Below are 11,848 nucleotides of genomic sequence, written 5' to 3' on the forward strand. Positions count from 1 at the left end.
ACGTGGGTTCTCCGGCTTCTTCGGGGTTCAGCGGGCGAGCAGGATCACCGTCGAACGCGGGGCGATCCGGTAGTGCCGCGGGTCCGCCAGGGGCGGCTCCGCGCCGGGCTGGTGGATGTCGCACGGGGTGTCGGCGGTGGTGTCCGCGACGAGGTGCCAGGCCGCACCGGGCTGCGGCTCCGGCAGTTCGAGGTCGTGGGCCTCCCAGTGGGAGTTCATGGCGCAGTAGATCTGCTCGTCGCCCGAGCGCATAACCGCCAGCAGTCGGCTGTCGGCTGACCAGTCCGGCTCCCAGGCCCGCGTGCCGTGCCAACTCACGTCGTTGCCGGGGTGGTCGGCGCCGCGCAGCAGCGGGTGGGCGTGCCGGAAGGCGATCAGGGAGCGGACGAACCGGTGCAGCTCCGCGCCGGTGTCGTTCGGGCTCCAGTCCAGCCAGGAGAGCTCGTTGTCCTGGCAGTAGGTGTTGTTGTTGCCCTGCTGGGTGCGGGCCAGCTCGTCGCCTGCGAGCAGCATGGGCACGCCTTGGCTGGTGAGCAGGATCGCCAGGGCGTTCTTCATCTGCCGCATCCGCAGCCGCAGGATCTCCTGGTCCGAGGTCTGGCCTTCCGTGCCGCAGTTCCAGCTGTTGTTGTCATTGGCCCCGTCGGCGTTGCCCTCGCCGTTGGCCTCGTTGTGCTTGTCGTTGTACGAGACCAGGTCGTGGAGGGTGAAGCCGTCGTGGGCGGTGACGAAGTTGACCGAGGCGGTCGTCCCGCGGCCGGTGTAGAGGTCGGGCGAGCCGACCAGCCGGGTGGCCAGCTCGCCGGCGGTGTCCGGGTCGCCCTTGAGGAACCGGCGGACGGCGTCCCGGTACTTGCCGTTCCACTCCGCCCAGCGCCCGTAGTCGGGGAAGGTGCCCACCTCGTACAGGCCGGCGGCGTCCCAGGCCTCGGCGATCAGCTTGCAGTGGCGCAGGACGGGGTCGTGGGCGAGCTGTTCCAGTAGCGGCGGGTTGGCCAGCGGGGTGCCGTCGGGGGCCCGGTCGAGGATGGCCGCCAGGTCGAAGCGGAAGCCGTCGACGTGGTACTCGGACACCCAGTGGCGCAGGCAGTTGAGGATGAAGTCGCGCACCACGGGGTGGTTGCAGTTGACGGTGTTCCCGGTGCCGCTGAAGTTGTAGTAGTCCCCGGCCGGGGTGAGCATGTAGTACGTCGCGTTGTCCAGACCGCGGAAGGCGATGGTCGGGCCCTGCTCGTTGCCCTCGGCGGTGTGGTTGAACACCACGTCGAGGACGACCTCGATGCCGGCCGCGTGCAGGTCCCTGACCAGGGTCCTGAACTCGTCGGCCTGCATGCCGAACCGCCCGGTCGCGGCGTAGCCGGCCTTCGGGGCGAAGAACCCGACGGTGTTGTAGCCCCAGTAGTCGAGCAGCGGCTCGCCGGTTCCGGGGTTGCTGCGCGGGTTGTCCTGCTCGTCGAACTCGAAGACGGGCATCAGCTCGACGCAGTTGACCCCGAGCTCCTTCAGGTACGGGATCTTCTCCCGCAGCCCCGCATAGGTGCCGGGTGCGGACACCCCCGAGGACGGGTGGCGGGTGAAGCCGCGGACGTGCAGCTCGTAGACGACCAGGTCCTCGGTGGGGATGCGCAGCGGTGCGTCGTCCCCCCAGTCGAAGTCGTCGAAGGCCAGCCGCGAGCGGTACGGGCAGGGGCGGTCCCGGTCGGCCGGGGTGCCCCACTCGTCGCGCCCGGAGATCATCCGAGCGTACGGGTCGGTGAGCACCCGGCTCGCGTCGAAGCGGTCGCCGCGCTCCGGGTCGAAGGGTCCGTCGGCGCGGAAGCCGTACTCCACGCTCTCGTCGTCCAGGCCGAAGACGGTCATCGCGAAGACGCTGCCGATCCGGAACGCCGGCGGGAACTCCAGTTCGGCCAGCGGCTGCCGCGCGCCGGGCGCGAACAGGACCAGCCACATCCGGGTGGCCTTCTCCGAGTACACCGAGAAGTTGATCCCGCCCGGCACGGGCGTGGCCCCGAAGGGCAGCGGGCGGCCGGCCCGGACGCCGTAGCCCGCGATGGTGTGCGTGGGGAAGGCGTCGATGCGCTCGGTCATGCTCATCCGCGTTCCGTCCCGAGAACCGAGGCAGCGCTCTCCCGCACGTCGAAGAAGTCCAGGAAGCCGGTGGAGGCCATCACGAACCGGACCTCCTCCGCCAGCCCGACCAGGACCGGGCTGGTGGACTCGCGCAGCGCCCTGCGGTGGACGAGCAGCAGCGTGCGCAGTCCGGCGCTGGAGATGTAGGGCACCCCGCTCAGGTCGATGACGGTGGTGCCGCTGCGCCCGATGAGGGGCAGGAGGCGTTTCTGGAGCTCGCCGGAGGTCACGCTGGTGATCTCCCCTTCCAGTTCCACGACGGTGACGCCGTCCTGCTCGCGGGAGCGGACCTCGACCGTCATGACCGGCTCCTGGCCACCGGTTCGAGGCGGACCCGTACCTTGACCCGCGGCCCGCCCTGCGGGAGGCGCACGGTGAGCGCCTCGGCGTCGTAGTCCAGGTACGGGGTGCCGTCGAGCTCCACCTCGGAGATCCGCACGGCGCCGGCCGGCAGCAGGTCGGGCGAGACGCGCAACAGCCCGTCCCGGAGGCCGGCCGGGTCCGGCTTGAACCAGAAGTCCATCGGGCGGCCGTTGATCAGCAGGTTGTTGTAGACCGCGGCGAGGTAGCACAGCTCGGCGGAGTGGTACATGCTCATCGAGTGGCTGCCCTTGAGCCGCTCGGTGCCGAGCAGGTAGGGCAGGCCGCTCGCGAGCACGTTGAAGTAGACGGCGCCCTCGTCGTGGTCGAGGAAGAACGCGTTGTAGAACGCCTCCGCGTGCCGAGCGTCGCGCAGGAACTCCGTGCGGCCGGTGTACCCGTGCAGGATCAGGTAGGCGAGGATCGCCTGCTCCTGCTGCCACCAGGCCTTGCGGTCGTGCCAGGTGAAGCGGTGGGACTCCTCGCCCTCCCGACGGACCCGCTCGACGACGTCGTACCAGCCGCCGCGCTGCCGGTCACTGCCGGCCTCCGGCATCAGCTCGCCGATGCCGGCCGCCGCCTCCAGGTACTCGGGCTTCGGGCGCAGCGCGTGCATGCGCATCAGGTTCCACGCGATCTTGAGGTTGTGGCCGACCACCGCGCGGTCCTGCTGCCAGCCGTGGGTGGTGTCGTGCGACCAGTCGTGGTGGAAACGCTCCTGGACGAAGGGGCTGTTCTTGCCGTCGGGGCTGTTCTTGCTGCCGACGAAGTGCTCGACGATGGTGTCGAAGGTGTACTCCAGCATCTCGGCGTACCTGGCGTCGCCGGTGGCCAGGTAGAGGTTGATCAGGTACGCCGGGGCGTGGTCGCCGACCGAGTTCCAGTTCTTGCGGGCCTTGTTGGGGCCGAGCGACTCGTGATCGGCGCGGAACAGGATCGGGTCGATGTGCGAGAAGTAGCCGCCGTGCTCCGGGTCGAGGAAGAACTTCTCGAACAGCCGCAGGGTGGCGTCCGCATCGCGCCTGATCCGCGGGTCGCCCGTCACCCGGTAGGTCTGGATCGGGCCGGCGAGCGCGTAGATCTGCTCGTACATCGGGATCGCGTCGTAGTCGTCGGAGAACTCCGAGGTGAAGAGCTTCTTCTCGGTCTCCCCGTCCACGCTGAGCCCGTGGTACCAGTAGACGACGTCCTCCTCCGGGTCCACGACCCGCAGGTGCTCGCGCAGGTACTCGGTCCCGCGCTCCGCGACCTCCAGGTACTCCTCGTTGCCGGTCAGCATGAAGGCGGAGGCCATGCCGTAGACCAGTCGGGAGATGGTGTCCGTCTCCTGGACGTGGCTGGCCGTCTTGTCACCGCCGAGGCGCAGCTGGGTGCGGTACCGGGTGTAGTCCACCGGACCGTCGCCGAACTGGGCGCGGCGGTAGAAGCCCGCGATGGACTCCAGCTGGCGGATCCACCAGTCGGTCTCCTCGAAGCGGTACGCGTCCGGCCGGCGGCCGAGGAAGATCAGCCGCTTCGCCTCGATCCGGGTCGTGCCGCCCTCGGGGTAGAAGACCGCGTAGGCGAAGAGGAACCGGCCCGGCGCGAGCATCTCGTCGAGGTGGCCGCCGGCGTCGGCGTACGGCTCCTCCAGGTTGTGCAGGAGCTCCGCGGCGGGCTCGCCGGCGACGGAGACTTCGAACTCCCGACCGTCCGCGGTGGCCAGCCGGACGAGGCTGGTGTGCCGGTCGTAGGCCGTGACGTAACCGGCGATGGTGTCGGAGAACGTGAAGTTCACCGTGTCAGACATGAATTGACTTCCATTCACTAGAACCTGTGGCCTCCTGATCCCGGTATCCCTGGCCGACCTCGACGACGACGCCGTCCGGGTCGCGCAGCCAGACCGCCCGCCAGCCGTCCAGGACCTCGTCGAAGGCCAGCGGCCCGAGGGTCACGTCGGCCGCCTCGCCCATCTCGGCGAGCAGCAGGTCGACGCTGTCGGCCCGGAAGGCGAGGTGCCGCACTGCGCCGGGTGTCGTCGGGCCGTCGGCCTGACTCTGCCCGGCCGACTCGTCGCCGGCCGGGAAGAGTTCGAGGTAGGCGTCGCCGTTGCGCAGGAAGACGATCTCCCCGTCCCCGACCGGGACCGTCCGGGCCCGGCGGAAGCCGAACCAGCGGGTGTAGAACTCCTCGGTTGCCCGCTGGTCGCGGCAGTTGAGGCCGACGTGCGCCCAGCGCATCACCGCGCCCGCCGCTCGACGAGCTCCTCGATGAGGGTGCGGGCGAAGAGGTGGTGGTGTTCCCCGGTGCGTGCGGTGAGCAGGTCCCCGTCGAGGACGACATCCTGGTCCACGTACTCGGCGCCCATGTTACGGACGTCACCGATCAGGTTGTTGTGGCAGACGACCTTGCGGCCGTTGACCACCTGGGGGACGGAGGAGAGCAGCCACATGCCGTGGCAGATGATCCCCTTGACCACACCGGGCTCGGCGAAGGCCCATCGCAGCAACCTGGCGGCGGGGGCCAGGCCGTCGACGTCCTCGGTGTAGCGCAGCCGGTCCGCCACCATGCCGGAGGGCACGATGATCGCGGCGTACGCGCGCGGGTCGATACCCTCGAAGCTGCGATCGACGGTGAACGGCGCGCGGTGCTCGTGACCGGTGAAGGTCATCTCGCGCTGCCCCCAGAGCCGGGTCACGAAGTCGACCCGGGCGCCCTCCTCGGCGAACCGGTGCCGGTAGTAGAAGATCTCGGGCTCGTAGAAGTCGCTCTCCATCAGCACCGCGATCCGGGCCCCGGAGAGCGGTCCTTCCCTGACCGCGACGTCAGACATGGCTCACTTCCTGGATCAGGTCGGCCGCCCGCTCGGCGATCATCACGACGGCGGCATGGGGGTTTCCGGAGGGCACGGCCGGCATCACGCCGGCGTCCACCACCCGCAGCCCGCGCACCCCGTGGACGCGAAGCCGCGGGTCCACCACCGACAGGTCGTCGGTGCCCATCCGGCAGGAGCCGGCCTGGTGGTGGTAGCTGTCGGCGGTGCGCCGGACGAATGTGCGCAGCTCCTCGTCCGTCGTGATCGCCGGGCCGGGCCGGAACTCCTGCTTGTGCCAGGGCGAGAAGGCCGAGGTGTTGATGATCTCCCGGGCCAGCTTCACGCCCTGGACCAGCCGTTCCAGGTCTGAGCGGTCGCCGAGGTAGTTGGGGTTGACGAGCGGCTGGGCCAGCGCGTCCGCCTGGGCGAGCCTGACCCAGCCTCGCGAGGCCGGGCGTACCACGCCGGGCAGGACGCTCACCGTGTCCGGGTGCTCCTCGCCCGCCGCACTGTCGAAGGGCGCGTGCACGAAAGCGAGTTGCAGGTCCGGCGCGGGCAGCCCCGGGGCGGAGGAGAGGAACAGCACGCTCTCCGAGAGGTTCTGCCGGGCGGCCGGCACGGGGGTGCGCGACTCGCACATCACCGCGGTGAGTACGTGGTTGTGGAAGTTCTCCCCCACCCCGGGCAGAGCCGCGTTGACGGTAATGCCGAAGGCCCTCAGGTGGTCGGGGTTGCCGATGCCGGAGAGCAGGAGCAGCTTGGGCGATTCGATCGCGCCCGCCGCGACGATCACCTCACGGCCGGCATGGACCTGGTGGATGCCCGTACGGACCGGCTCGCCCTGCGTGTCTCGCACCGGCCGCCCCTTGAGGCCGGCCGGTTCCGGTCGTTGGAGGTACTCCACTCCGACGCAGCTGCCGCCGATCACGACGAGCCTGAGAGCCTGGGCGTTGCTGCGCAGCGTGAGATTGGGCCGCGCCAGTGCCGGTTCCAGATAGGAGGCGAGCGCTCCCCGGCGGCGGCCGTCGGCGATGTCCAGGCGGTGCCAGCCCACGCCGTGCACCGGGCCCGCGGGAAAGCCGGCCACGCGGGGGTGGCCGAGCTCGACGCAGGCGTCGATGAAGGCGCCGGAGGCCGGGTTGGGCTCGTTCAGGCCCGCGTCGGTGACCGGCCGCTCGGTCTCCATCCGCTCGAAGTAGGGCCGGACGTCTTGGTAGGACCAGCCGGCCGCTCCCTGGTAGGCCCAGTTGTCGAAGTCCGAGGCGTGGCCGCGGACGTGCATCATCAGGTTGAGGTTGCTCGTCCCTCCGGGCGCTTTGCCGCGCGGCTCCCGCGTCACCCGCCAGTCCAGGCCCCGCTGCGGAACGCTCCGGTACCGCCAGTCGATCCGACTGCCGAGCAGCCGCATCCACGCGGTCGGATCGTCCACCTCGGCCGGGATCCGGCCGGCGCCGGCCTCCAGCACCAGGACGCGGACGTCCGGGTCCTCGGTCAGCCGGTGGGCCAGCACGCTGCCGGCCGTGCCCGCGCCGACGATCACGTAGTCGAATTCCTCCCTCATCACACCCCCTGGCTTTGCGAGAGCACCTGGAACGGCGCCGTGTCGTGGAAGTTGGCCATGTAGGTGATCCGGCCGTTCCTGATGCGGAAGTAGTTCATGACCTCCGCCTCGATCGGCTTGCCGGAGGAGCTGCGGGCCGAGATGTGGGAGACCACCGCCGCCTCCTCACCGTCGGCATCGCCGTCGCCGTCGACCAGGAAGTACCGGGGCAGGTTCTCGAAGGAGGCGTACATCTCCCCCATGCCGGTCATCATCGAGCGAAGCCTTTCGCGCCCCTCGACGCGGCCGGCGAGCTGCTCGTCCATCACCATGTCCTCGGCGAACAGGTCGCACCAGCTGTCCCAGTCACCGTCGTTGGCGTGGACGTAGTAACTGGCCAGCACCTCACGGGTCTTCATCGTCTCTCTCCCCGGTCACAGGGCGGCGGAGCCTGGCATGGGCTCCAGCGCGTTGCAGGTGTAGGTCCTGATCAGCGGGGCCGAGCCGCTCTCGCCGGCCACCACGATCCACGTTTGATCGGCGTCGAAGCCGAGCCACTCGCTGTTGGCGGCCGGGGCTTTCCACACCTTGGCCTGCCAGTTGACGTTCACGTGGACCAGGGCCTCGGCGCCGTGGATGTCCGCCTGGACCTTGACCACCGTGTGCTCCTCGTCGAAGAACCGGTGGATGACGGTCTCGTACCATCCGGCGAAGCCGGCGTGACCCCGGAACGTCCCTTCCGGGAAGAACAGTTCGAGTCCGTCGTCGACCAGGAACCGCCTCATCGCGTCCACGTCGTCGTGGCGGTCCAGTGCGGCGTACCACTGTTCGGCGAGGGCCCGGACAGCCTGCTCGGTGAGGGGCGGGGCGAAGGTGCCCTCCGGCATTGCGAGACTCCTTGGCATGTCGTCAGACCTGGAGGTCGACCAGGAAGGGACCGGTGGCGGCGAGCATCCGCTCCACCGCGGCCGCGGCCTCCTCGGGCTTCTCCACCCGGATGCCGTCGGCACCCAGCGCCTTGGCCAGCTCGGCGAAGCGGATGTCCGGGCGGGACAGGTCGAAGGAGGACGGGAACTCGTGCGCCGGGATGTCCCGTTCCTTCCAGTACTGGGCGATGTTGTCGTCCAACAGCCGGTACTTGCGGTTGTTGCACACCACGAACTTTGCCGCGACCCCGTGCCGGGCGGCCGTCCAGAGCGCCTGGTAGGTGTACATCGCGCCGCCGTCGCCGGTGAAGCCCACAACCGTGCGGTCCGGGTGTGCCATCTTCGCGCCCACCGCGCCCGGGATGCCGACGCCGAGGGAGCCGCCCCGGGTGAGGAAGTAGTCGCCCGGCCGGTCCGGGGGCAGGTGTTTCACGACGGCCGGCGAGGAGGTGAGCGCCTCGTCGAAGACGATCAGGTCTCCGCCGGTCTGACGGGCGAGTTCCTGGACGAACCGCTCCAGCGTCGATTCCCCGGCACTCACCGTCTGCCGCTCGGCCTGACGCGCGGACAATCGCGACGCTGCCGCACTCTTCTGATGGAAAGTCAGTTCCTTGCGGAGCTCTGCCGTCAGGGCGGCCAGTGTCAGCTTGGGGTCCGCCACCAGGCCGAGGTCCACCGGGTGGTTCTTGGCGATCTCGTGCGCGTTGAGGTCCACGTGGACGATCCGCGCATCCGGCCGGAACGGATCGGTGAGCGTGGGGAAGACCTCGGGGAAGACGTAGGTGCCCACGATCAGCACGGCGTCCGCCTCCGCGACCACGGCCGCACTGCGCTCGCCGAACATGTGGCCGAGCTGGCCGCGTGACAGCGGGTGCGAGGCCGGCATGTTGACCTCGGAGGAGTCCACGCACCAGACGTCGGCGCCGAGGAGTTCGGCCACCTCGACGAGCTCCGCCTGCGCTCCGGCCGTCGATACTCCGTCACCCGCCAGGACGAGCGGACGCTCGGCTCCGGCCAGCAGCCCGGCGGCCCGGGTCACCGCCTCCCGCGACGGGGCGGAAGCGGTGACGGGCAGGGAGGAGGGGATGACCGGCTCGTCATTGGGCTCGTCGAGGACGTCCATCGGCAGGGCCACGAAAACCGGTCCGCGCGGCTCCGTCATCGCGATCTTCACCGCGCGGCGGACCACCCGCAGCACTGAGCGCGGATCGGTCACCCGGGTCGCGTACTTGGTCACCGGCCGCGCCATGGCGACGAGGTCGGACGCCATCTGCCCGTCCATCGCGTCGTAGCGCACACCGGCGTCGCCCGCGATGACGACCAGCGGGGTGTGGCCGCGCAGCGACTGGTAGAGCATGCCGATCGCGTTGCCAAGACCGACACCCGTGTGCAGCTGCAACAGCGCAGCCTTTCCGGTCGCCCGTGCGTAACCGTCGGCGATACCTGCCGCCACCGTCTCCTGGAGCGCCAGCACGTACCGGAATCCCGGAGCGTGGTCCGCCGCGTCGAGAAATCCCTGTTCGACCGTCCCGGGATTACCGAACATCACGTGGATGCCGTCGGCCTGGAATTGCTCGATGAGTTTGACGTTTCCTGACTTACCCGCCACCGAATACTCCCCTGCGGTTCTCTGGTGTGACCGAACGCCTTACCAGCCGTACCTGGTGAGTCCCTTCTCCAGCATTTCGACCATCTTCTGGCCGGTGAGGAAGGAATCCGGCGTGGAACGCCCGGTGACGAAGGGGAAGTCGACGATCACCGACAACGGCTTTCCGAAGTTGCCGTGGTAGGCGCCGTCCGGGCCGGTCGCGTCGCGCAGGATGTACTCCAGGGGGTACGGCGGCGGGCCCATGACGAAGTCGGTGCCGAGGAAGCCGGTGCCGTCCTTGTAGTCGTACTCCTTGCAGTGACCGGTGACGTGCTTGCCCCGGATGATGCTCCTGCGGTCGTCCCAGTCGCGGGCGAAGGCCAGGCAGGCGACGCCGTAGCACTCCGCACCGACCGGCTTGCCGGCCCGGGCGAAGGCCAGGACCAGGTCGTGGACTCGCTCGTTGTTGGCGAGGTCAACGATCGGGCCACTGCCGCCGACGATCAGCAGTGCGTCGTATTCCCGCAGGTCGGCGTTTACCTGCTCCAGCGAGCGGTGGTACTCCTCCAGCTTCCGTAGGTAGTCCGGCGCACTGGTGTAGGGGCGCTCGGCAAGCCAGGAGTTGAGGTTCAGCGGGTTGTCGAGCCGGTGGCCGCCGTCCACGGCCCGGCCGAGAGCGGCCACCTCGGCCGTGGTCACCGAGCGGCCGAGCGGCGGGTCGACGTACTCCTCGTCGAGGCTCGGCGGCAACGCCTGGGCACGCTTCCCGGTGGGCGTCGCGAAGGTGACGCGGTATCCGCGCCTGTCGAACTCACTGAGCGGGCCGACCAACTCCTCGGCCCAGTATCCGTATTCCGAGAGAACTATCAGAATGTTCTTGGGCACTTCCTTTTCCTCCTTCACTGGCTGGCGTTCGCCATTGAGACTGATGGAGCCGGAGGAACGCTGTCAAATGGCCCCGACCCAGTTTGTGAGGTCGCCGCGAGTTGGTCAGGTCACGCCGGGGAGGCGTCAAGACTCCGCAGTGGCGGCCGAGTTTGTTAGGTCGCCGCATGGACCGGCCACCGCCCGGATAATCTTCCGTCGCCGGCTCGGATCACAGAAAGCAGGCGAAGAGAGAAATGACGATCCCCGTACGCAAGGAATTCGTCGCGGCGGTGCACAGGGGCGACACCGGGGAGGTCCGGCGGCTGCTGGCCGCCGGCGCCGACCCCGGCACCCGCGACCGGGCGAGCGGGCTGACCGCTCTGATGGTCGCGGCGGGCCGCGGGAACGCGCCCCTCGTCCGGCTGCTGCTGGAGGCGGGCGCCGACGTCTACACCGCGGACTCGCGCGGCGGCGCCACCGCGCTGCACAAGGCCGTCCAGGGAGGCGACCCGGAGACCGTCCGGGTCCTGCTCGGGGCAGGCGCCTTCGTGGACGCGGTGGCGGCCACCACGGGGCACACGCCGCTGATGGACGCACTCTGGTACAAGTGGCCGGAGGTGACAGCCGTCCTGCTGGACCACCAGGCGGGCCTCAAGCTGTCGACGCACTACGGCTTCTCGATGCGCGAGCACTTCGAGTACGAGCTCAACGTCAACACCCACGGCAAGGACAGGCTGCTGGAGGCCGAACGCCTCCTGAAGGCCCGCACCGAAGCGGATGCCGGGGCGGCCCGGACGCAGCGACTGACGGCCGCGGTCGTCGCGGGCGACCTCGACGCGGTGCGCCGGCTGCTCGCCGAAGGGGCCGCGGTCGACGCCCGCTACCCGGTGGTCAACGACTTCAACGACGCGCACACCCCGCTCCTGGTGGCCTGCCGGGACGGGCACGAGGAGATCGCCCGCGAGCTCCTCGCCGCCGGCGCCGACGTCAACGCCACCGAGCCCACCTTCGGCGCCGTCCCCCTGCACAAGGCCGTCTACAACGGCCACGCCGCGATCACCGCCCTGCTCGTGGCGGCGCCCGGCATCGACCTGGACTTCCAGGGCATCACCAACGGCTACACCCCCCTGCACGACGCCCTCTGGCACGGCTACGAGGAGTGCGCCCGCATCCTGATCGACGCCGGCGCGCGACCGGACCTCATCGGCCACGACGGCAAGACCCCGGCCGACATCGCCCGGGAGAACCTCGGCGCCGAGCACCCGCTCGCCATCGCGCTCAGCACGGTCTGACCCGCCATCCGCAAGGAGAACACCCACATGCTCGTCTACGTCCAGATGAAGTGGAACCACGAGGGCCGGATCTCCCTCGACGACCTGTGGAAGGTCGAGGCCGAGGAGACCGTCCACGCCAAGGAGACCATCGACAACGGCATGGTCGTCGGCATCTGGAAGGTCGCCGCCCAGAAGCGCGTCATCGCCGTGCTGGACGTCGAGTCGGCCGAGGACCTGGACCGCACGGCGCTGGGGCGGCTGCCCATGCGCGAGTACCTGGAGTTCGAGACGGTCTGGCCGCTGCGCGACTACCTCGGCTTCGCGGAGGACGTCAACGCCGGCTACAAGGTCTGACCCTCCCCCAACACC

Annotated in this window: 12 protein-coding genes; 2 read left to right on the forward strand and 10 right to left on the reverse strand. The window is 69.6% G+C overall.

The annotated features are described in order from the left end of the window. Nucleotides 1-27: 27 nt before the first annotated feature. Genes glgX through ACZ5WK_RS32175 form a run of 10 tightly spaced genes read right to left on the reverse strand, consistent with a single transcriptional unit; the run spans nt 28 to nt 10,223 of the window. Complete coding sequence (gene glgX / locus ACZ5WK_RS32130; protein ID WP_465552705.1) at nt 28-2,094, reverse strand: glycogen debranching protein GlgX; 2,067 nt, start codon at nt 2,092-2,094, stop codon at nt 28-30. Then, a complete protein-coding gene (locus ACZ5WK_RS32135) occupies nt 2,091-2,432 on the reverse strand; it encodes an STAS domain-containing protein (RefSeq protein ID WP_465552707.1) in 342 nt (113 codons plus the stop codon). Before ACZ5WK_RS32135 ends, glgX begins: the two co-directional genes overlap by 4 nt. Continuing rightward, nucleotides 2,429-4,279 carry an AGE family epimerase/isomerase gene (locus tag ACZ5WK_RS32140; RefSeq protein ID WP_465552709.1) on the reverse strand — a complete coding sequence of 617 codons (1,851 nt, stop codon included), beginning with the start codon at nt 4,277-4,279 and terminating at the stop codon, nt 2,429-2,431. Before ACZ5WK_RS32140 ends, ACZ5WK_RS32135 begins: the two co-directional genes overlap by 4 nt. Continuing rightward, complete coding sequence (locus ACZ5WK_RS32145; protein WP_465552711.1) at nt 4,272-4,709, reverse strand: VOC family protein; 438 nt, start codon at nt 4,707-4,709, stop codon at nt 4,272-4,274. The genes ACZ5WK_RS32140 and ACZ5WK_RS32145 overlap by 8 nt, the downstream gene beginning before the upstream one ends. Beyond that, the gene (locus tag ACZ5WK_RS32150; RefSeq protein ID WP_465552713.1) at nt 4,709-5,302 is read right to left on the reverse strand and encodes a DJ-1/PfpI family protein; all 594 of its coding nucleotides are present in this window, start codon (nt 5,300-5,302) and stop codon (nt 4,709-4,711) included. Before ACZ5WK_RS32150 ends, ACZ5WK_RS32145 begins: the two co-directional genes overlap by 1 nt. Next, nucleotides 5,295-6,845, reverse strand: a complete 1,551-nt coding sequence (locus ACZ5WK_RS32155; RefSeq protein ID WP_465552715.1) for a GMC family oxidoreductase — start codon at nt 6,843-6,845, stop codon at nt 5,295-5,297. The genes ACZ5WK_RS32150 and ACZ5WK_RS32155 overlap by 8 nt, the downstream gene beginning before the upstream one ends. Next, nucleotides 6,845-7,243, reverse strand: a complete 399-nt coding sequence (locus tag ACZ5WK_RS32160) for a nuclear transport factor 2 family protein (RefSeq protein WP_465552717.1) — start codon at nt 7,241-7,243, stop codon at nt 6,845-6,847. Before ACZ5WK_RS32160 ends, ACZ5WK_RS32155 begins: the two co-directional genes overlap by 1 nt. Before the next feature lie 15 nt (nt 7,244-7,258). Then, the gene (locus tag ACZ5WK_RS32165; protein WP_465552719.1) at nt 7,259-7,711 is read right to left on the reverse strand and encodes a YybH family protein; all 453 of its coding nucleotides are present in this window, start codon (nt 7,709-7,711) and stop codon (nt 7,259-7,261) included. A 22-nt stretch (nt 7,712-7,733) separates the two neighbouring features. Beyond that, nucleotides 7,734-9,359, reverse strand: a complete 1,626-nt coding sequence (locus tag ACZ5WK_RS32170; RefSeq protein WP_465552721.1) for a thiamine pyrophosphate-binding protein — start codon at nt 9,357-9,359, stop codon at nt 7,734-7,736. Nucleotides 9,360-9,398: 39 nt separating this feature from the next. Further along, on the reverse strand, nt 9,399-10,223 hold the full coding sequence (locus ACZ5WK_RS32175) for a type 1 glutamine amidotransferase domain-containing protein (RefSeq protein ID WP_465552723.1): 825 nt from the start codon (nt 10,221-10,223) through the stop codon (nt 9,399-9,401). A gap of 236 nt (nt 10,224-10,459) precedes the next feature. Here ACZ5WK_RS32175 and ACZ5WK_RS32180 point away from each other — a divergent pair, with 236 nt between their 5' ends. Then, on the forward strand, nt 10,460-11,497 hold the full coding sequence (locus ACZ5WK_RS32180) for an ankyrin repeat domain-containing protein (RefSeq protein WP_465552725.1): 1,038 nt from the start codon (nt 10,460-10,462) through the stop codon (nt 11,495-11,497). A 27-nt stretch (nt 11,498-11,524) separates the two neighbouring features. Continuing rightward, nucleotides 11,525-11,833, forward strand: coding sequence for a muconolactone Delta-isomerase family protein (locus ACZ5WK_RS32185; protein ID WP_465552727.1), 309 nt, complete (start codon nt 11,525-11,527; stop codon nt 11,831-11,833). Nucleotides 11,834-11,848 lie beyond the last annotated feature (15 nt).

Source organism: Kitasatospora sp. NPDC032757, assembly GCF_055579305.1.

What these genes read in the sequence shown, in the direction of transcription:
- glgX (WP_465552705.1), bottom strand. Translation starts at nt 2,094, where the DNA reads ATGAGCATGACCGAGCGCATCGACGCCTTCCCCACGCACACCATCGCG.
- ACZ5WK_RS32135 (WP_465552707.1), bottom strand. Translation starts at nt 2,432, where the DNA reads ATGACGGTCGAGGTCCGCTCCCGCGAGCAGGACGGCGTCACCGTCGTG.
- ACZ5WK_RS32140 (WP_465552709.1), bottom strand. Translation starts at nt 4,279, where the DNA reads ATGTCTGACACGGTGAACTTCACGTTCTCCGACACCATCGCCGGTTAC.
- ACZ5WK_RS32145 (WP_465552711.1), bottom strand. Translation starts at nt 4,709, where the DNA reads ATGCGCTGGGCGCACGTCGGCCTCAACTGCCGCGACCAGCGGGCAACC.
- ACZ5WK_RS32150 (WP_465552713.1), bottom strand. Translation starts at nt 5,302, where the DNA reads ATGTCTGACGTCGCGGTCAGGGAAGGACCGCTCTCCGGGGCCCGGATC.
- ACZ5WK_RS32155 (WP_465552715.1), bottom strand. Translation starts at nt 6,845, where the DNA reads ATGAGGGAGGAATTCGACTACGTGATCGTCGGCGCGGGCACGGCCGGC.
- ACZ5WK_RS32160 (WP_465552717.1), bottom strand. Translation starts at nt 7,243, where the DNA reads ATGAAGACCCGTGAGGTGCTGGCCAGTTACTACGTCCACGCCAACGAC.
- ACZ5WK_RS32165 (WP_465552719.1), bottom strand. Translation starts at nt 7,711, where the DNA reads ATGCCGGAGGGCACCTTCGCCCCGCCCCTCACCGAGCAGGCTGTCCGG.
- ACZ5WK_RS32180 (WP_465552725.1), top strand. Translation starts at nt 10,460, where the DNA reads ATGACGATCCCCGTACGCAAGGAATTCGTCGCGGCGGTGCACAGGGGC.
- ACZ5WK_RS32185 (WP_465552727.1), top strand. Translation starts at nt 11,525, where the DNA reads ATGCTCGTCTACGTCCAGATGAAGTGGAACCACGAGGGCCGGATCTCC.